Genomic DNA, 19,612 nt, shown 5'->3' on the forward strand with positions numbered 1-19,612 from the left:
CTTTATAAAGAATCCACTACCGACAAATAGTAATCCTTCTTTTGAATTACCAAGTAGACTATTGTCATATAAAGCAACAATACTATTCGTATCAGAGTCGTATTTGAACTCTGATATAGCACTACTGACTTTTTTTTCTGGAAGATTGGGCGCTATGTATATACTCCCACCTACTTTATTCAAATTTTCACGCAAATACTCGTTTACATTTTGCATCCATACTTCCTCAATAATTTAAATTTTTCAAAAATCAATTATATAAATAAACCACTATCAATAACATGCTTCAAACTATGCGCTTTCGCCCATCTGCTTTTCCAAGCTCTGTCTAATAAGCCCCATTACATAGGGCAAATCAGAAATATCGCTCAGCCCAATCTCAGCATCACCATTACCCCAGCGACCAAGGCTGCTAACATCTCTAGCCATTTCTTTAGGATCGTTTAGCTCATGAAAACGTAGGTTAATAGATAATCTCAATTTGCTTTTTAGTGGCACTACATCAACAAAATTGGTTTCTGCTTTGAATGCGACATACAGCTTTAGGATATCTTCAGTAACGCTAGGATCAAGAGCCATTACTTCTTTACGAAGCTGCTGAAAGAGACCATGCATTGGCGCATCTTCAGCAAGATGAATGTGGTCTGCTAACGTATAACCTTCATGCTGTAAAGGTATATCGATATAAGCCTGTAATATACTCTCTGGTAAATGAGGTGCCATCCATACTGCAATAGCGCGATCAGCAAGTTTTTTAGCTCTAGCACTAATTGTGTCTTTATTCCATGCACTAGAGCTTCTTAAATCTTCGTTGAGTATAAGTGGACTGCTTTTAAAGCCACCCGCCATATCACGCTTTTCAGTGAATGGGCGGTCACTATACTCAGAGTTATAACCCGTTAAGGTTAGGTTGCCAAGCGTATGCAAATAGGTTGAATGCACTTGTTGCCAGTCAATACCAAGCTCTTCTTGCCACTGCTTTGAAAGCTTCTCGTTCTGAGGCAGAATATGCTCTATCGTATATTCGTCCACTAAAACATGCTCTTTACGCTCGAAATTTTCAAAACGACGTAACCAGTAAGTGCGACTACGGAAGTTATATAAGTCGCGAATAACGAGTTCACGCTTGAACTCATCGTCATTTGGAAATCTTTTGTAGGAACGTAATCCGATCAAGTGAGCTTTGATACTCTCTAAATAATGATCTTTATCAAGCGCTTTATGAAAAGTTGCAAAGGTTTTATTCAATGAGTTTGTAGGAATTGCACATACCGCACGACGAAAAACATACGATTCAATCAAACGGACTGCATCAAAGAAGTCGCCTTTGCTAAGCTGCCCTAGACTGTAGTCATGATAAAGCTCAAGTAAGAAAGGGTAAGCCACATCCACTTTTAGCTCACGCAAATCCTTAAATACTGTTGCCAATTGCTTATCAGTTTCTTTACCCAACGCCATTGCACAAAAATATTTAGCAAAAGAGTGTATCTCAGCAACTAGCTGATCTACAGTTATACCTTCCGCATCAAGCTTTTGAGCATGTTGCTTAAAAGCCTCGTATACACCATCAATCCTAGGAATATCACCAGTTTTAACCGTAAGGTAGTGTCGCATAAAGCTATCAAAGTAATCGCCATAGCTCTCCTGTCCAAACTCGACCTCCATAGGTCTCCAATGATCATAATAGAGATCAGCTTGATGATCTGGTTCCAACCCCATCAACATAAAATTGCGAATTAAATCGGCTTGGCTGAGTGCTTTCCCAGTAGAGTTCATGCTCTCGAAAATCAACTGTGGATTGTCTTGATCTCGACTCAAAGCAATATCAACAATAATTACCTTTGCTAGACCACGGCAGAGTTGTTCTAGGTTGCCATTCAGTTTTCCTAGCTGCGTATCAAAAAAATCAAAGTTTTCTTTAATCCGTAATGAAAAATCCTGTGGTAGTGACTTCTGTGTGACTAGCGATAAAAAACTGTCTTTGTCAGTCTGCGTCAGAATTAGTTTATATCCACGCTCACCCTCTTCTAGTGGATTTAGCAAATAATAGTTACGTAGCTTTTTAGCAGAAAACCCCTCAACGGGTTCAGTATCACCAAGGTGTCGTGATAAAGCTTCTAAAAGAAGCATAGCAGTTGTTAATCTTTGCTGACCATCAATTACCAGCAAAGGTGACTGGCTAGAAACCTGATATAAGCCCTTCTCAATATAAACTACAGAGCCAATAAAATGAGCCCCAACAGCATCATTATTGCCTGCGCGCATGATATCATCCCACAATTGACGGCACTGCTGCTCAGTCCACGAGTAGGTGCGCTGATATATAGGAATGATAAATTGTGGTGACTTCTTTAAAAAATCAAGTAGTTTGGCTTCGGTTGCTTTCATAGCTTTGGCTCTTTCCTTGTACTTTTATAACTCATATACCTTGCGAAAAATAGTTCGTTATAGAAGTTTTAGCTGACTTATATAGTTTAGATAGCTAATATACTACTGTTTACTTTTTATTGGAAAGTATGTAGCGAAATAATTTAGGCAGTACTTCTAGCTATCTAAACCCCTTCTAGGATATAACTAAGATGAGTAGCATAAATAAGTTAAAGTTCGGTGAGACTGATATCGTTAGTAAATTTATTATGCCTGCCATCATCCAAGCAGGCTGGAATAGCATGACTCAAATTCGCGAACAAGTTCCATTGCGAGACGGTAGAGTGAGAGTTCAAGGCCAAATGGCTGTTCGCACACCAGTAAAATCTCCAGATATCGTTCTATATCATAAGTTGAATTTACCACTTGCCGTGGTTGAAGCTAAGAAGAACAAATTTGAAGTTGGCAACGGTATGCAACAAGCTCTTGATTACGCTGAATTACTTGAAGTGCCATTTATATTTTCAGCAACTGGTAATGGCTTTATCTTTCATGACAAAACTAGTGATACAGCTAAAGGCGAGCTTCTTGAAACTGAGATTTCGCTCGCAGAGTTTCCATCACCTACGCAACTATGGGATAAATATTGTCGTTGGAAAAAATATACCCAAGAGCAACTACCTATTATTACGCAGGATTATCACGACGATGGTAGCGGCAAAGTACCCCGTTACTATCAGCTTAAAGCTATTAATAAGACTATAGAGGCCATATCTCGTAACCAAAAGCGTGTTTTGTTAGTTATGGCAACGGGAACAGGTAAAACCTACACGGCGTTTCAAATCATTTGGCGTCTATGGAAATCGAGACAGAAGAAACGTATTTTATTCTTAGCTGATCGAAACATTTTAGTGGATCAATCTCGTATTAATGATTTTCAACCTTTCGGCAATGCGATGACTAAGATCGAGAACAGAACCGTCGATCCCGCTTTTGAGATTCATCTAGGATTGTATCAAGCACTAACTGGCCCAGGAGAAGAGCAAAAAGCCTTCAAGCAAGTTGCACCTGACTTTTTTGATTTGGTTGTTATTGACGAGTGCCACCGTGGTAGTGCAGCTGAAGACAGCTCATGGCGTGAGATTTTAGACTACTTCAGTAGTGCTACCCATATAGGTCTAACGGCGACTCCTAAAGAAACTGAGGAAGTCTCCAATTCTAATTACTTCGGTGACCCTATTTATACCTATTCTCTTAAACAAGGAATTGGTGATGGCTTTTTAGCACCTTACAAAGTCATTCGAGTCGATATGGATATTGACCTACAAGGCTGGCGGCCAATAGATGGTCAAAGGGACAAGCATGGTGAGCTAATAGAGGATCGTACTTATAATCAAAAAGATTTTGACCGTAGACTGGTAATAGATGAACGTACAGAACTAGTTGCAAAGACTGTTACTAGCTATCTTGAAAGTACCGATCCTATGGCGAAAACTATCGTATTCTGTAACGATATTAACCATGCTGATCGTATGCGCCGTGCATTGATTAACTGCAACCCAGAACAGGTCAAGAAAAACGATAAATATATCATGAAAATTACAGGGGATGATAAGTTAGGTAAAGCGCAGCTTGATAACTTTATCAATCCTAAAAAGGCCTATCCAGTAATTGTTACAACCTCAGAGCTCATGTCAACGGGTGTCGACGCCCAAACCTGTAAAGTCATCGTATTAGATCAGAATATTCAGTCCATGACTAAGTTTAAACAAATCATTGGTCGTGGTACCCGTATAAACGAGAAGTATCGCAAGCTTTGGTTTACTATTATTGACTTCAAAAAAGCAACGGAGTTATTTTCAGATAAAGATTTTGATGGTGATCCTGAACGTGTCATGGTAGTTACACCCACTGGCATCACTGAAGGAGGTGATACTACAGATACAGGCGAAGGTGATACACCATTTCCCGAAAAAGAAGAAAGAAGTGGTGATCATATAGTAGGCGGACCTTCCGCTCCGTTTGAAGAGGAAGGCGATAATGAGAGTATAAGTACAGGTGGTGACGATAATGGAGGCAGCGATACTGGCGGTGGTGTTAGCGAACCTCGCAAAAAATACTTCGTGAAAGGTGTGCCTTTTCAAATTATCGCACAGCGTATCCAGTATTATGGATCTGATGGCAAGCTGACTACGGAATCTTTTCAAGACTACACCCGTAAAACTTTTAATAAACAGTATGCAAGCTTAGATGATTTTACTAAGCGTTGGAATGAAGCTGAGCGCAAGCAGACTATCATTGATGAGCTGGCTAATGTCGGTATTATTTGGGAAGCATTGAAAGAAGAGATTGGACAGGCTATGGATCCTTTTGATTTGATTTGCCATGTGGTATATGATCAGCCTCCTCTAACCCGTCATGAACGCGCTAACCAAGTCAAAAAGCGTAATTACTTCACTAAGTATTCAGACTCTGCGCAAAAGGTACTTAATATTCTACTTGATAAATATGCTGACGAAGGGATCAAGGAAATCGAAAGTCTTAACGTCCTAAAACTACAGCCTCTGAATCAGCTTGGTAGTCCTATGGAGATAGTAAAAGATAACTTTGGCAACAAAGAAGGCTATCAGCAAGCCATTCGTGATTTGGAATCTGAGATTTATCGTCTGCCCGCCAAGCAAGCATAAGCGTTATATTCGCATTTAAATGTTATAGCCCCCTTAATGGGTGCGTTCTATTTCAATAATTAGTTAAAAGTGAGCCTACATGTCAATCAGTTCTGTTATTAAGTCTATTCAAGATATCATGCGTCAAGATGCTGGAGTAGATGGTGATGCCCAAAGGCTTAGCCAACTATCTTGGTTGTTATTTTTAAAAGTGTTCGACGCTCAAGAAAAAGCACTTGAAGAAGAATTGGATTTTGAAGACAAAGAGTACATAGCACCTATCCCTATCGACTACCTTTGGCGCAATTGGGCGGGCGATGCGCAAGGTAATATAGGTGATGCGCAAGGTAAGACAGGTGATGAATTACTTAATTTCGTCAATGATGGTATTTTCGGCGAGCTTAAAGACTTTATGGCTCCAAGAGACACCAATCCACGTGGGTATGTCGTCAAGCAAGGTCTTAGTGACGCTTATAACTATATGAAGAACGGCACATTGCTACGCCAAGTTATCAATAAGCTTAATGAGATTGACTTTAATAAATCTAGCGAGCGCCATCTGTTCGGTGATATCTATGAGCAACTGCTACGTGATTTACAAAGCGCTGGTAATGCTGGAGAGTTTTATACGCCGCGCGCGGTAACACGCTTTATTGTCGATCGCGTTGATCCAAAGCTCGGTGAGAAAATCATGGATCCAGCTTGCGGTACCGGTGGGTTTTTGACTTGTTCGTTTGAGCACGTCAAAAGTAACTATGTCGAATCAACGACAGACCATCAAGTACTACAACAACAAATTTTTGGTTTTGAAAAGAAACAGTTACCGCATTTGCTTTGTACGACAAATATGATGCTGCATGGTATCGAAGTACCGGTACAGATTCGCCATGACAACACGCTCAACAAACATATATCAAGCTGGGATAACGATGTCGATGTCATCGTCAGTAACCCACCTTTTGGCGGTACTGAAGAACAAGGTATCGAAAAGAACTTCCCATCGGAATTACAAACTCGTGAAACTGCCGATCTGTTCTTACAGCTGATCGTTGAGATATTAAAAGATAAGGGCCGTGCCGCCGTCGTACTGCCTGATGGTACGCTGTTTGGTGAAGGCGTTAAAAGTAAGCTCAAAAAGATGCTCACTGAAGAATGCAACCTACACACCATTATCCGCTTGCCTAATGGCGTCTTCAATCCGTATACCGGTATCAAGACCAACCTGCTATTCTTTACTAAAGGCACGCCCACTAAAGACATTTGGTTTTATGAGCATCCCTACCCTGATGGCGTAAAAAACTACAGCAAAACTAAGCCAATGAAGTTTGAAGAGTTTCAAGCTGAGATAGATTGGTGGGGAAATGAGGAAGACGGTTTTGCCAGTCGTGTAGAGAACGAGCACGCATGGAAGGTAGATTTCGCTGGGACAAGAGCAACTGCTGAAAATAATGCTCAGCCTCATTGGGATAAGGCAGCAGCACTACTAGATGAGATCTATCATTTAGAGCCTGCCCTCAAAGCCTTAAAAGCTGAATTAAAAGCGGCTAGTGATGAGTCAAAGGCTGAGCTTGAAGAGAAACTCACAGCACTAGAAACTAAGATAGATGGCCTACGCCGTGATGCGAATAATAGCCAGCAAGCAGGCGACAGTATTTTCTATGCAGCTTTTAATCTCGATATAAAAAATCCGCACGTGGGTGAGACTATTAGTCATGATCCTAATGAGTTACTGGCTAGTTATGCCAAGCAGCTACGAAGCATCCATGAACTAAGAGATCAACTGAAAGCTGTGCTCAGTACAGCATTATCAAACGATACGGTAAAGGGTGAATGATGATGAGTCAAAGCGATACCTTAACTATTAACCCCTTAATCACTGACCATATCGACATCTGGACCAGCTCTATATTGGCTAAATCGACTAGTGGGCGTGGTAGTAGCAAAAAGTATGAGCTATACGGTATCACTAAATTACGTGAGCTAATATTAGAGCTCGCTGTACGCGGTAAGCTAGTGCCACAAGATCCTAATGATGAGCCTGCATCAGTATTGCTAGAGAAAATAGCAGCTGAAAAGTCCCAATTAGTTAAAGAAGGTAAAATTAAAAAAGCTAAACCTCTTGCTTATATTAGCAAAGATGAAAAGCTTTTCGACCTTCCGGGAGGTTGGGAATGGTGCAAGCTTGGAAATATCGCAAGCTACGGAAACCCATTTAAAGCTGAATCAGATACAGTTAAACTTACTACTTGGATTTTAGAGCTTGAAGATATTGAGAAAGGAACTTCACGTCTTTTAAATAAAATAAGGTTTTCGGAGCGTCAATTTAAAAGCACAAAAAACGTTTTCAGTGAGAATGATGTGCTGTATGGAAAATTACGACCTTATTTAGATAAAGTTATAGTTGCCGATGAGTCAGGCGTATGTACAACTGAAATAATACCAATAACTTGTCACGACAAACTATTGCCTCACTATTTACGTTACTTTCTTAAAAGCCCTAACTTTATCGAGTATGCTAACAGCTCAACTCATGGTATGAGCTTACCTAGATTAGGAACAGACAAAGCTGTTAATTCAATAATAGCTTTACCTCCAGTCAAAGAACAACATCGCATCGTAGCCAAGGTCGATGAACTTATGCAGTTATGTGACGACTTAGAACAACAAACTGAAGCGAGTATTGGCGCTCATGCAACCTTGGTAGAGGTGCTGCTAACTACTCTCACTGATAGCGCTGATGCCAATGAACTAGCGCAAAATTGGGCTAGACTGTCTGAGAATTTCGACAGTCTATTTACCACAGAGCAGAGTATTGAAGCATTTAAACAAACGGCATTACAACTAGCAGTTATGGGTAAGCTCGTACCACAAGATCCAAATGATGAGCCTGCTTCAGTGTTGTTAGAAAGGATTGACGAAGAAAAATCTCGGTTGGTTAAAGAAAAGAAGATTAAGAGAGCAAAGCCGTTGCCGCTTATTGATGATGATGAAAAACCTTTTAAATTACCGCGAGGATGGGAATGGTGCAAGCTAGGGAATCTAGCACCTCAGTTCCAAAACGGGGCTTCTAGTCGAGGTGACAAAGAGGGTAAACCAATAACAGTTTTAAGACTGGCAGATATTAAGAATTGGCAAATTTCATTAGCTGATACTAGAACCCTACCTATTTCACCAAGTTCTATTGATAGATATCTATTAGCAGATAGTGACATACTTATTATTCGAGTAAATGGTAGCGCAGATATTGTAGGTAGATTTATAACTTGCAAACGTAATTATGATGCAATTTATTGTGACCATTTTATTCGTATGAGATTTCCTATAATAAGTTTTTCACCTGATTATTTATTTCTTCTTGGGTCAAGTAACCTTGTGAGAGATAGGATTTCTGATTTATTTATTAGTACAGCAGGACAAAAAACAGTCAACCAAGGTCATTTGTCTTCATTAGTTATTCCTTTACCACCCTTAGCCGAACAACATCGCATAGTTGCTAAAGTCGATGAGCTTATGCAAATCTGTGATCAGATAAAAGACAAATTGCAACAATCACAAACCACTCAGGTTCAGCTTACCGATGCGTTAGTTGAGCAGGCGTTGGCTTAAAATCATGCGTTATTAAGTGCTTTTAAAATAAATACTTCTACACAAAAAGGCTGTCTTCTGCTCATGCAAAAGGCAGCTTTTTTATAGTGAGCTATAATCTATTACACACTAAGAAGATCTGAAATAGCGGATGTCCAACTCTTATCATGGATAATGCGCTGCTGAGCAAGATTACTTTCGATAATCTCAGTTTTACTTAACTTGGATAGCTCTTCCCAGCTGTCTAGATCAAACACATAGGTGGCATTATTGATGTTGTCACACTCTAGTACTGATATATCTTTGTTAGGAAAGTTGTAAACAATATAGCCCTTATAGCCCCCAACTCCTACAACGATACTATCAGCCTGATAACTTGCAATGGTAGACAAACGCTTTTCTATAACTGGCTTCACTGTCTTTCTATGACTCGATGGAACAGTACTTTTGATTAAATCAATAATCTCTTCTTGCGTTTTTTCGCCGGATGGCAATATCTGCCAATTCACAAATCTAAACTGAGTAGGAATTGCAACAAAGCCATCTTTAGCAGATACATGCAGCTCAAACTCAGATTCAAAAATTTCTAAAGCTAAATTGAGCTTATGTAATAATAGCTCATCACTATCTGCACTATCACACTCAATCATCAAAAACTTTTCATCATTGTTGGTAATGCATTTAACTGGCACATTTGGAGCAGGCAGCCTTTCTCTCACGAACCTTTGATAGGTTCTCCAAGTTGATTCATCTACCTCTCTTCTATCTGGTCCATAAAATTCTGAACGCGTATATTTTAGCTCTTGAGAAACCGACTCTTTCGGTAGATCTCTTCTTATTATAACTTTGCCATCAGCATTAATTTTGGAAGTTTTACCAATTTTACTAGGCAAGAACGCTTCTCCATCTTCCCATGAGACCTTATCTGATACCTGCCTCAGCTTATCTTCTGTAAAGTCATCTAGATTTTTACCAATTAAGTATTTACCTTTTAGCTGTGAAAAGCTCTCAGGGACTTTTCGAAAAGATTTTTGTTTATACTGCATATTGTATCCTCCATATCCATTTATATAAGTTGCATTATGTTCATGACTATTATACAAACAAACATTTGATATTAATCAGCAGAGGTAGTTTAAAACGACATCGCTTGTCGCTTATAGCGTCTTATTAAGTTTTTATTAGTTCGTTTTTGATGTACTAACAATACATCTCAGTACTAATCCTTATTTTCCATATTCATCAATTAGTTTGGCGCACCTAAGAAATACCCTTTCATCGTCATTCGATCAAAGCTGTATACATGCGCATGAGGTGCCTCCTTACAGCGCCCTACCAATGGCGGCATTTGATCTGGCTTACCATTAGCCAGTAGTATCACTCCAGAGCAGATTGGGCAAGTGGCAGTGAACTCAGTGATCCTTGCTATGTTCAACTTATCTTTGTTACGATACATCTCAATGTCAGCATTATCGACATTAATATTGGCAAAGAACATAGGTGCTTTGATCACACGATGATGAGGCAGCACATATAGCGGCATAAAAAAATATCGCCAGTTGAGGTAAGCAACAGGGATCAATAGTAAGAGAACCATAACTTGCCACAGTCTAAAACTTGGCAGATCACTCAATAATAAGATAACTAATATTGAGAATATAGCGATAAGAATATCTGCAACGAAGCTTAGCATCAGCAACAACATTAGCAGCATTCCACTAAAACTTCGCAGCTTTAACTTACCTTTTTTGAAAAAGAGCTTAGTAAACAAAGACGGCTTAATCTCTGATTCAGGTCTACGCTCGTACGTAACGAAGCTTAAGTCCTCGTCATCTTCAATTTCCTCATCAATTTCTAAGCTCGTAGTGTCTAGTATCTGTTCTAGCTCATAACTATCATCTTTTACTGCTTCAATATCCATCCAGAGTAGCGCCCTATTCTTCGCACCACCACTTGATAAAGAAGCAATAACTATTGGCATATACCCGATATTATCGAACGCCTGTTTGCAGTCTGGTTGTGAGTGAATAAAATTATTCAACTCTAAATTTAACTTCGTAGTTTTGATCGAGTTTTTAGCCGTTTGCCCGTCTACTGTATCTTCATTAACACCTTTAGCTTTGGCATAAACATATTGTCTTGATAACTTTTCAGGCTCAAAACCATCATCCGAATATTTTATTTTTTTAAGCTGTGCGCTTACTATCGCGTCTAGGTATTTATCATAAAGGGTATCTCGTGGAAAATTAAGAAGCTGCTTTTTAAGCTCTTCAAATACCTCTAAGTGTTTGTTTTTCATAGCAGTGCACCGGTTAAACCCCTGTTGAAACCCTATTAGCAGTCTGTTTTGATAGTCAAATTCTTCTCATAATTACCTCACTCCTAACCAACTAACAAGAGGATGGTAACTATGTCAATGTCAATCGCTGTTAATGAGCAAAAGCAAATCGTCAATGTTAAGCAAGTCGAGCGAGGGCTGGCTTGTATGTGTTTTTGCTTTGAATGTAGTGAGCCCGTTGTGGCTCGTAAAGGTGAGAAGAATGAGCATCATTTTGCGCACTTAAGCAATAAAGAAAGCTGCACTATTCATCCTGAAAGTATCCTACACAAGTTTGCTAAGCAAGTCATTATGGAAGAGAAATATTTAACGCTACCATCATTACCTGATGACGAGAATGATGAAGATAGGACTTGGCAATTTGATCAACTGATTGCAGAACAATCCGTTGGCTGTATTCGACCTGACATAGTAGCGACTATTGACGGCGAGATGATGTTTATCGAAGTCGCAGTGACTTCTTTTATCGATACAGACAAATCGAACTTTATTAAGCAGTTAGGTATCAAAACTGTTGAGATCAATTTAAGAGAAATCATCACGCAAGGCATTGAATTGCCAAGTGAGGAAGCTAGAGATTACATCTTAGGCTGTGTTAGTAATAAGCAATGGATCTTTCCAGAGCCGAAAGCACTAATAGCTTCAGCAGTCCCTACCTCATTAGATGAACCTATCTATGATTGTCAGAGCATAACAGATGAGAATAACGCTGGAAGCTTCGATACTGGCTTTGGTATGCATCGTTTAACCATTAAACACAATTGGGTAGATGTCAGAGTTTTTAACTCAGGCATGGTGTCCGTTAAGTGTGTCAACTTCAACCACGATGTTATCGAGATACTAAAGCAATGGCGTAATGAAGGCGGTGGTCAGTACAATAAAAAATATAAGTCATGGAATTACTTTAAGCCGTTTTCGGATACCGTCTTTCAACGACTGCAAGAAATGGATATGACTCCCAAAAATTAAAAACAACTCAACTCGATAATACGGAAGACAAGATCATGACGCTTACTACGATACTACTCATTATAATCTTGCTAATGATGGCACTACTTGTATGGACTATGCAGCGAATACAGTTGCAAAATAAGGCTTTGCTACAGAATGAGCGAGATATGACTCAAATTAAAACTGCAATGATTGAAAGAGAATCAGGTTTTCAACAGCAATTAGATAAAGATATTAAAGAGGCGCAAAAGCGTTCCAACAATATGCAGCGCAATGTACTAAAAGGTCAAATTGGTGAACAGTTCACGCCCTTTATCACTGACTTTCCATACAACCCTTCGGACTGCCGATTTATGGGTGAGCCGATTGACTACGTTATCTTCCAAAACTTGCACGAATGCGCTGATGGCAACGTGCCTATTGAGGATGTGCATCTCATTATTGCAGAAGTTAAAACAGGGAATGCTAGGCTAAACCAACGGCAGAAGATTATTAAACAAGTAATCGAAAATGGGCAGGTTAGCTTTAAAGAGCTTAGGATAAAATACTGTGAAGATACGGAAGACATGCGTGTTCAAATAATTACTCAATAACGCTATATGAATATTAATATGCTATATTATCAACGAAACCACAATATTTTGTTAAAAGTGACTTAATATGATTACTTATATTCGCTTTAATAATTTTTATTCTTACTCAGAGTCTACTGAGGTGTCATTCACTTTGGGCAAACAACCTACTAAAACTGACTATGATTTTTATATTGATACCACGCAAGACCAGTATCGATTAAATAAAGTTACCGCTGTACTTGGCGCGAATGGCTCCGGTAAAACGCAGCTATTAAAAGCCATTGCCTTTTTACGTTGGTTTATGTGTGAATCTACTAGCAGCCTTGACTCAGAGCAACCTATTTCTTTCAGCCAGTTCGCGTTAAGTAGTAATGAGTTATCAGAATTTGAATTTGGCTTCTTACTTAAAAATGCTGATGGCATTTATGATGAATATCGCTATGAGCTGACTTTGACACAGCATAGTGTAGTTAAAGAGTCCTTATACAAAAAGACTAGTAGCCAATTTAGCTATGTATTCATACGTCATCATGACGGTGACAAGCTTAACTATAAACATCGTAACTTTGTTATCCCTTCTTTAGCTGATGATGTGAAGAAAAACGCCTCACTTATCAGCTATGCCAATTTGCTCGATGAGCCATTGGCAGAAGACATTTTTGATATGTTCAATCACTATAAGACTAATGTAGTCTCAATCGGCAGGCTTGGTAGCCTTAGCCAATCTATACCTGAAATGACAGAATTATTTGCTAAGGATGATGGTTTAAAACAAACCGCTGAAAAGCTACTTTGTCAGTTTGATACTGGCATAGATGAGATTAATATAAAAAGCGTGATGATGGTAAACGAAGGCAAGCAGCAAGAGGTACTACTACCTTTTGGTGTGCATAAAGTGGGTAATGACTCGTTTGAGCTTATGATTTATGAAGAGTCTAATGGTACACAATCCGCATATAGCTTGCTTGGGCTCATACTACCAGTGCTTAAGAATGGTGGCGTAGCTATTATCGATGAGCTTGATAATGACCTACACCCCCTACTGTTGCCTGCTATTTTTGATTTGTTTCGCTCGTCACATCACAACCCTCATAATGCGCAGCTTATTTTTAGTTGCCATACTCCTGAGGTGTTTAATTTATTGAACAAGCATCAAATTTACTTGGTCGAAAAATACGAGCAGGCTTCAGAAGCTTGGCGGCTTGATGAGATGGAAGGGATTCGTAATGACGATAACCTTTATGCAAAATATATGGCTGGCGCGTTTGACGCAATACCAAATCTATAAGAGGCTAGATTATGGCAAAGCGCAAACCTACTAGGTCAGTCAACAAAACCACCCTACTCGTTATGGGTGAAGGTGAACACGACAAGGCATTTTTAAGCCATATGAAAGGCATTTATCACGAAAGACGCTCTGGTAGTAAAGTAACTCTTGATTTTTCGAGTGGTGGCTCACCACACGATATTATCAAGGATACGGTTAAAAAGAGTCGTCACGTTGATTATGACCAGAAGTTTATTTTGATGGATAGCGATGTTCCTGTTAAGCAACAAGACATTAAAGCAGCTGATGATTCAGGCATTAGTATCTTATATTCAAAACCACTATGCTTGGAAGGTATGTTACTTAGCATACTTGCTCAAAACATTCCTAACACTGCGCAAAAATGTAAAAGTGCTCTACACCCTCAATTGTCTGATAATCCTGCCTTATCGAAAAGCTACGAGCCACTACTCGCTAAGCCAGTGCTTGATGAGACTAGTCATGCCACAATCGTAAAGTTACGCTCATTATTAGGCGTAAAGCAAAAAAAATAGCCGTCTCACTTTTAGGTGAAACGGCTGATGCATAAACTAAGCCGACCTTTTTAAAACCTTAGTACTAATCCACTTCGCAATCTCACTTGCTACCCTCAGCGCTTAAACCGTCTAATACTACTGACCACCACGCCAAACAGCTCAAGCGATCCTTTCACGATAATATCAGCATAGTTGACGTTGTGAGCACGCAAGATAATGTGCTCCCCTAGTATCAGCTGCTTTGCCGTAAAGCCATCTTCGACTAGCGCGATGACGATATCTTTGTTCCTAGCACTTATCGAACGATCCACAATTAAAATATCATTGGGATAAATACCAATATCGATCATGCTATCCCCTTCAACTTCAACCAAGTAAGTCGTCGTCGGGCTATGAATGAGTAAGGTATTTAGATCAATACGGTTTTGCACATAGTCGGTCGCAGGACTTGGGAAGCCCGCTTTAACTCTATCACTGTATAAAGACAGCAATACCGTTTCACCCTCATCGGTAAGCCTACCGATTATCTTAACCGTCATTTAGTCCACCTTAGGTATTTGTTTAATGTTAGTGGTATAGCACGGCGATAGCATATTGCGGCTCATCTGCCATTTCTGCTTATCCTTTATTCCTTCGCTTGCGATAAACACAGCAGATTGCTGGTTACTGTTTTGGCCAAACTTTTTATTAAGCTGATCCATGATAGCGATTACCTTTTCGCTTCTATTAGTACAGTGACTACTGCTTTGACCTGCATCATCGCTGCTATCCTCTGTAAACAAATCAGGCTGCACCTCATGGTGCTGGCAGATATCAAAGAGCATGACACCTGCTTTGGCGTAGCGAATGTCCTCGATAAATATCTGAGTCAGTATTCGCCGAGCAGCGGCTACCATGATTCTAGTATCCGCTGTAGGCGTTATAAACTTAGATTGACCGGAGATTGAAGCATAGCTTTCTGTAGTACTGAACGAGCTGCTCTTAGCGAAGACGCTAAGATAGCTACAGACGCTCCCTTGCTTGCGTAGTTTGCTAGCCGCTTTTGACACGTGACTACAGATAGATTGGCTCAGCTCATCAGGGCAGGTAATACGGGTAGAGAATGAACGTGAAGAGACAATCTGCTTTTTAGGTTCAGCGGTTTCAATTCCAATACAGCACTGACCATTAAGCTCTAAGCACGTGCGCTCTAGTACCACGCCAAAGTGTTGTCTTATCTTAGCAGGTGCACATACGGCCAATTGATAGACGGTATGAATACCCATGCTGTTTAGCCTGATTTTATATCGACGCCCCACACCCCACACCTCACCCACATCCGTGATCTGCATGATGCGTCTTATCCATCTTAGATCTTGTAGGACACAAACGCCTTTGGTAGCTGGGTGCTTCTTAGCGGCGTGATTAGCAAGCTTCGCCATGGTCTTGGTGCTACCCATACCCACACATATAGGAATGCCTGTGTACATCTCTACGATAGATTTAAGCTTAATACCGTAAGCATTCAGATCAGTCATCGCAGTCGGATAATCAGCTAAGTATAAAAAGGCCTCATCGATAGAATAGACTTCAACCGTAGGGCATAGCGTCTCAAGCGTAGTCATGACGCGATGAGACATATCGGCATAAAGGGTGTAGTTAGAGCTAAAGACCGTGACGTTGTTTTGTATGCAAAAGTCTTTGACCTGAAAGAACGGTACTCCCATTTTGATACCAAGTAGCTTTGCCTCGCTTGATCGTGCAACCACGCAGCCATCGTTATTGGATAGTACCACCACTGCCTTATCTTTTAGATCAGGGCGAAAGAGCTTTTCACAGTTGGCGTAAAAGCTATTGCAATCAACAAGCGCATACATGGCTTACTCAGTAGGTGGATGGCATAAAGAAAAGGCATATCAAAGCACGACTATTGACGTGATTGAATATGCCTTTGAGTGTAGAGAGTTAAAGGTTTAAATTTCAAGGGGTAGAAAATAGTAGACGACGATGGCTGTCGTGAGGTTTAGGCTACCAGAATACATATTAAATCTTAAGCTCACTACTTTAGAGAATTTCAAGCCAAAAATTGACTAGTTGGCTTTTAATATTATGCTAGCAATCAGAAATAAGTTATATTCTACTATTAAAAATAAACAACAATCTAGATTATCGGTTATTAATAAATTAACATTTAGCATTCCACTAAGCCTATTAGTTGTATCCATGTTAGTAGGTTCTCAAGCATGTATTAATTACGATAGTTTACATAGTACTGTTAAATCTTTAGCTGAAGGAATAATGTTCATTACGTTAGATGTAAATTGTGTCTAAGAGATATCTTGAATAGCTCATAAGCCTTTAACGATAGAAGCATGTTACTGTTATTATTAAACCTCGATAACTTACAAAGGATCATAATGAATAATAAAAAATGGCTGATTGGTATAGGTGTTACTTTAGGTATTATGATGAACAATGTTTCAGCTCAAAATTCTGAATATTGTGACAGAGAAAAATATGATACTGCTTCTTTAAAGCAATGTGGTATGAAAGACCTAAAGATGGAAAAAGAAAAGTTAGATCAAGTTTACAAAAAGTTAATGTCAACACTTGATTCAGAAAATAAAAAACTGTTAAAGATTTCACAATTAGCATGGGTAGATTTTAGTAAAAAAGACTGTGTCTTTCAAACCGATTGGGAGACTGGAACTATGGGACCACTCATGAGCATAAGTTGTGAGACTGGAGTTACTGAAGATAGGCGCAAGAGTCTTGAAGATCGTCTAACATTTGAGCTAGAGTATAATTAGAGTATATCCCAACGATACCAATCTATTGATATGATAAACGCATCGAAAAATCTTAAGATAATGACTTCTAAAACACTTAGCATAACGTCCGTTATGGGAACAATGGGAATAGATAATACACCGTACATCAAAATAAATAATTTCTTAGAAAGAATATAATATATGTAGACTATATTTGTATATTAGAATATATTTCCAATATAAAACTAGATTTTTTATCTTTTATAAATAAGTATAGATACTAATTTTTTATTGAACTCTCATCTCTATTTTTAAGGACAATTAACTATGAATTTATTTAAAAAAATAGGGACTCATGGAGCAATGATTCTAGTTTCTTCATTCGAATTAATGTTACCAGCTATAGCTAGCGACTTTTCAGATGAGCTATCGAGAGCCAATCAAGGGGATAGTCATTCACAACTGGTGGTTGCTAAAGCCTACATATATGGTGAGGGTGTCCAACAAAGTAATGAAAAAGGATTTGAATGGGCTTTAAAATCGTCTAATCAAGGGAATCTTGATGGACAATTTATTGTTGGTGCGTTGTACGATATGGGTCAGGGTGTGCGATAAGATAATGCTAAAGCATATTTGGTCTAACAAAGCTTATAGCAAAGGAGATGAGGCTGCGTGTAAGAATTATAAAACGGTCAAATCATCCCTTTCTAGATCTAACGAACCAACACTACGCATATACCAAAATACAGCGCCAAAAAGTCAAAGGTTTGTTCCCATACAAATACCACAACGTTCTAGTTATCTTCTTCCTGGCTCGCCTTAACCAGAAAAGTATCGCAAATAACCTAATTAAGATACGGCTCTTGTTCCCCAATTTATTGATTTGAAACCCAGATAAATATTCTTAGGATAACGATATGAAAATTACTAATACCATCATAGCAGCCTCGTTATTTCTAAGCTTACCAATGCTTGCAGGGGCGAGCGATAGTAACACTACTGGTAAAGATCCAAACTGGGCCACTTATCAAAAAAGATGCATGGAATTTGTTTCTATTAGTAAGAACCTTGTATCAACTTTAATTGAAGAAATGGAGCAGAGTAGACTTCCAATAGAAGATTATTTAACCCATAGCCAGTGTCGACCTAAAAAGTATTCCACATCAGTTCAATCTCCAATGCTCCATTATATAATTGAAGATCCTTCTAATAGGCAAGACTTCCTCACTGTTTTTTGGCTTTATTATTCTAAAAAAAGAAAAGAACCAGAAATTTTTAATGAGATCATCAATGTACAAAATACTTTAGGGGAAACAATGCTGGATTACGCCGTTACCCTAGAAGAACGAGATTTACTAAGTGATGTGGCCTTAAATGGTCCATTAGATAAAATTATTACCATGCTTTGTGATCATGGCGGCGTGTATGCTACTCGTAAGGATAGAAAATGTCCTTAGGGATTAAGTTTATTCATTCATTTTATTTATTGATTTTAATTTCGTTTAACCTTCAGGCAGCTGATCTTGTTAAATGTAACCCTCAATTAAGGTCGGCAGATATAGGTGCTCTTGCTGAGTTATCTAACCACTGTAATACAGCCGGAGTTTTTCAAGGTAATTCATCCTCCGGTAATCCCCCCAATAAATAAGAACACTTAGGAATAGAGATTAACTGCTAAAATATACCAGCAGGAGAATCCTATGAAAAAGACACGCTTTACTGACAATCAAATCGTTAACATCCTCAAACAAGCAGAACAAGGCGTCCCTATTGCTGACTTGTGCCGTGAGCACAATGTCGGCCAAAGTACCTTTTACAACTGGCGTTCTAAATATGGCGGCATGGATGCTGCGCTTATCACTCGTCTCAAAGAGCTTGAAGTTGAAAATGCTCGTTTAAAGAAGATGTACGCTGATGAATGTCTTAAATCAGACATATTACAGGATGCCATGTCAAAAAAGTGGTAGCGCCCCTCAGGCGCAAAGAGATGGCTTGCCACTATATTAAAGAGCATGGCATCAGTATCCGCAGGGCTTGCCTGATCTTTAATATCAGCGTCACCTGTTATTATCACAAGTCGGTAGCAACGGATGAGAACCAGCAGATCGCGCACTTGCTTATAGAGCTGACCGAGCAGAACAAGAACTGGGGCTTTGGTTTATGCTTCTTAAGCCTGCGTAACTTGATGGGGCTACCATATAATCATAAGCGGGTGTATCGCATCTACTGTGAGCTTGAGTTGAATCTGAGAATTAAACCTAAGCGTCGAATTAAACGCGCTAAACCTCTACCCTTGGCTGTTCCAGATAAAATAAACCAAAGCTGGAGCATGGACTTTATGCATGATGCCTTAACTGACGGCAGAGGCTTTAGACTATTCAATGTCATTGATGATTACAACCGTGAAGCTCTAACCGTTGAGATTGACTTCTCATTACCCGCTCACAGAGTCATACGCAGTTTAAATCAGCTGATTGAATGTCGAGGTAAACCTGTTCAAGTAAGATGTGATAATGGACCTGAGTACATCAGTAACGCCCTAAAAGAATGGGCGATAGAACAAGGCATCATGATCAG

Annotated in this window: 16 protein-coding genes and 1 pseudogene; 11 read left to right on the forward strand and 6 right to left on the reverse strand. The window is 39.3% G+C overall.

Annotated features, from left to right (window positions below):
* Together ACMHKH_RS13340 and ACMHKH_RS13345 are read right to left on the reverse strand one after the other, a co-directional pair.
* Positions 1-216 (reverse strand): hypothetical protein (locus tag ACMHKH_RS13340; RefSeq protein ID WP_413521129.1); only part of this gene is annotated, 216 nt, incomplete at its 3' end.
* 75 nt (positions 217-291) lie between these two features.
* Positions 292-2,388 carry a DUF262 domain-containing protein gene (locus ACMHKH_RS13345; RefSeq protein WP_413521130.1) on the reverse strand — a complete coding sequence of 699 codons (2,097 nt, stop codon included), beginning with the start codon at positions 2,386-2,388 and terminating at the stop codon, positions 292-294.
* Between the two features lie 200 nt (positions 2,389-2,588).
* Here ACMHKH_RS13345 and hsdR point away from each other — a divergent pair, with 200 nt between their 5' ends.
* The 3 genes from hsdR (at position 2,589) to ACMHKH_RS13360 (ending at position 8,639) form a co-directional block, all read left to right on the forward strand.
* Entirely contained in the window at positions 2,589-5,054 is a 2,466-nt protein-coding gene (gene hsdR / locus ACMHKH_RS13350) for an EcoAI/FtnUII family type I restriction enzme subunit R (protein ID WP_413521144.1), read from the forward strand.
* 79 nt (positions 5,055-5,133) lie between these two features.
* Positions 5,134-6,867, forward strand: coding sequence for an N-6 DNA methylase (locus ACMHKH_RS13355; protein ID WP_413521131.1), 1,734 nt, complete (start codon positions 5,134-5,136; stop codon positions 6,865-6,867).
* Positions 6,868-6,869: 2 nt separating this feature from the next.
* Entirely contained in the window at positions 6,870-8,639 is a 1,770-nt protein-coding gene (locus ACMHKH_RS13360; RefSeq protein WP_413521132.1) for a restriction endonuclease subunit S, read from the forward strand.
* A 101-nt stretch (positions 8,640-8,740) separates the two neighbouring features.
* Here the strand turns inward: ACMHKH_RS13360 and ACMHKH_RS13365 are convergent, their stop codons facing one another.
* Together ACMHKH_RS13365 and ACMHKH_RS13370 are read right to left on the reverse strand one after the other, a co-directional pair.
* Positions 8,741-9,664 carry a hypothetical protein gene (locus ACMHKH_RS13365; RefSeq protein ID WP_413521133.1) on the reverse strand — a complete coding sequence of 308 codons (924 nt, stop codon included), beginning with the start codon at positions 9,662-9,664 and terminating at the stop codon, positions 8,741-8,743.
* Between the two features lie 200 nt (positions 9,665-9,864).
* Positions 9,865-10,917 carry a hypothetical protein gene (locus tag ACMHKH_RS13370; protein WP_413521134.1) on the reverse strand — a complete coding sequence of 351 codons (1,053 nt, stop codon included), beginning with the start codon at positions 10,915-10,917 and terminating at the stop codon, positions 9,865-9,867.
* 111 nt (positions 10,918-11,028) lie between these two features.
* On the opposite strand from ACMHKH_RS13370, the gene ACMHKH_RS13375 reads away from it, so the two are divergent.
* The 4 genes from ACMHKH_RS13375 (at position 11,029) to ACMHKH_RS13390 (ending at position 14,303) form a co-directional block, all read left to right on the forward strand.
* Positions 11,029-11,925 carry a competence protein CoiA family protein gene (locus ACMHKH_RS13375; protein ID WP_413521135.1) on the forward strand — a complete coding sequence of 299 codons (897 nt, stop codon included), beginning with the start codon at positions 11,029-11,031 and terminating at the stop codon, positions 11,923-11,925.
* Positions 11,926-11,960: 35 nt separating this feature from the next.
* Positions 11,961-12,500 carry a Holliday junction resolvase-like protein gene (locus tag ACMHKH_RS13380; RefSeq protein WP_413521136.1) on the forward strand — a complete coding sequence of 180 codons (540 nt, stop codon included), beginning with the start codon at positions 11,961-11,963 and terminating at the stop codon, positions 12,498-12,500.
* 67 nt (positions 12,501-12,567) lie between these two features.
* Entirely contained in the window at positions 12,568-13,770 is a 1,203-nt protein-coding gene (locus ACMHKH_RS13385; RefSeq protein WP_413521137.1) for an AAA family ATPase, read from the forward strand.
* Positions 13,771-13,781: 11 nt separating this feature from the next.
* Positions 13,782-14,303, forward strand: a complete 522-nt coding sequence (locus ACMHKH_RS13390; RefSeq protein WP_413521138.1) for a hypothetical protein — start codon at positions 13,782-13,784, stop codon at positions 14,301-14,303.
* A gap of 95 nt (positions 14,304-14,398) precedes the next feature.
* Here the strand turns inward: ACMHKH_RS13390 and ACMHKH_RS13395 are convergent, their stop codons facing one another.
* Together ACMHKH_RS13395 and ACMHKH_RS13400 are read right to left on the reverse strand one after the other, a co-directional pair.
* A complete protein-coding gene (locus ACMHKH_RS13395; RefSeq protein ID WP_413521139.1) occupies positions 14,399-14,824 on the reverse strand; it encodes a LexA family protein in 426 nt (141 codons plus the stop codon).
* The gene (locus tag ACMHKH_RS13400) at positions 14,825-16,141 is read right to left on the reverse strand and encodes a Y-family DNA polymerase (RefSeq protein ID WP_413521140.1); all 1,317 of its coding nucleotides are present in this window, start codon (positions 16,139-16,141) and stop codon (positions 14,825-14,827) included.
* A gap of 540 nt (positions 16,142-16,681) precedes the next feature.
* Between ACMHKH_RS13400 and ACMHKH_RS13405 the strand changes: the two genes are divergently transcribed.
* The 4 genes and pseudogenes from ACMHKH_RS13405 to ACMHKH_RS13420 form a co-directional block, all read left to right on the forward strand.
* On the forward strand, positions 16,682-17,074 hold the full coding sequence (locus tag ACMHKH_RS13405; RefSeq protein WP_413521141.1) for a lysozyme inhibitor LprI family protein: 393 nt from the start codon (positions 16,682-16,684) through the stop codon (positions 17,072-17,074).
* 288 nt (positions 17,075-17,362) lie between these two features.
* Positions 17,363-17,650, forward strand: a complete 288-nt coding sequence (locus tag ACMHKH_RS13410; RefSeq protein WP_413521142.1) for a tetratricopeptide repeat protein — start codon at positions 17,363-17,365, stop codon at positions 17,648-17,650.
* A gap of 302 nt (positions 17,651-17,952) precedes the next feature.
* Positions 17,953-18,492 (forward strand): hypothetical protein, encoded by a 540-nt coding sequence (locus ACMHKH_RS13415; protein WP_413521143.1) that lies wholly within the window; start codon positions 17,953-17,955, stop codon positions 18,490-18,492.
* 243 nt (positions 18,493-18,735) lie between these two features.
* Positions 18,736-19,612: pseudogene (locus ACMHKH_RS13420) on the forward strand (IS3 family transposase); the annotation flags it as partial.

The sequence above is a fragment of the Psychrobacter glacincola genome (assembly GCF_965118485.1).
In the GTDB taxonomy this organism is placed as follows: domain Bacteria; phylum Pseudomonadota; class Gammaproteobacteria; order Pseudomonadales; family Moraxellaceae; genus Psychrobacter; species Psychrobacter glacincola_D.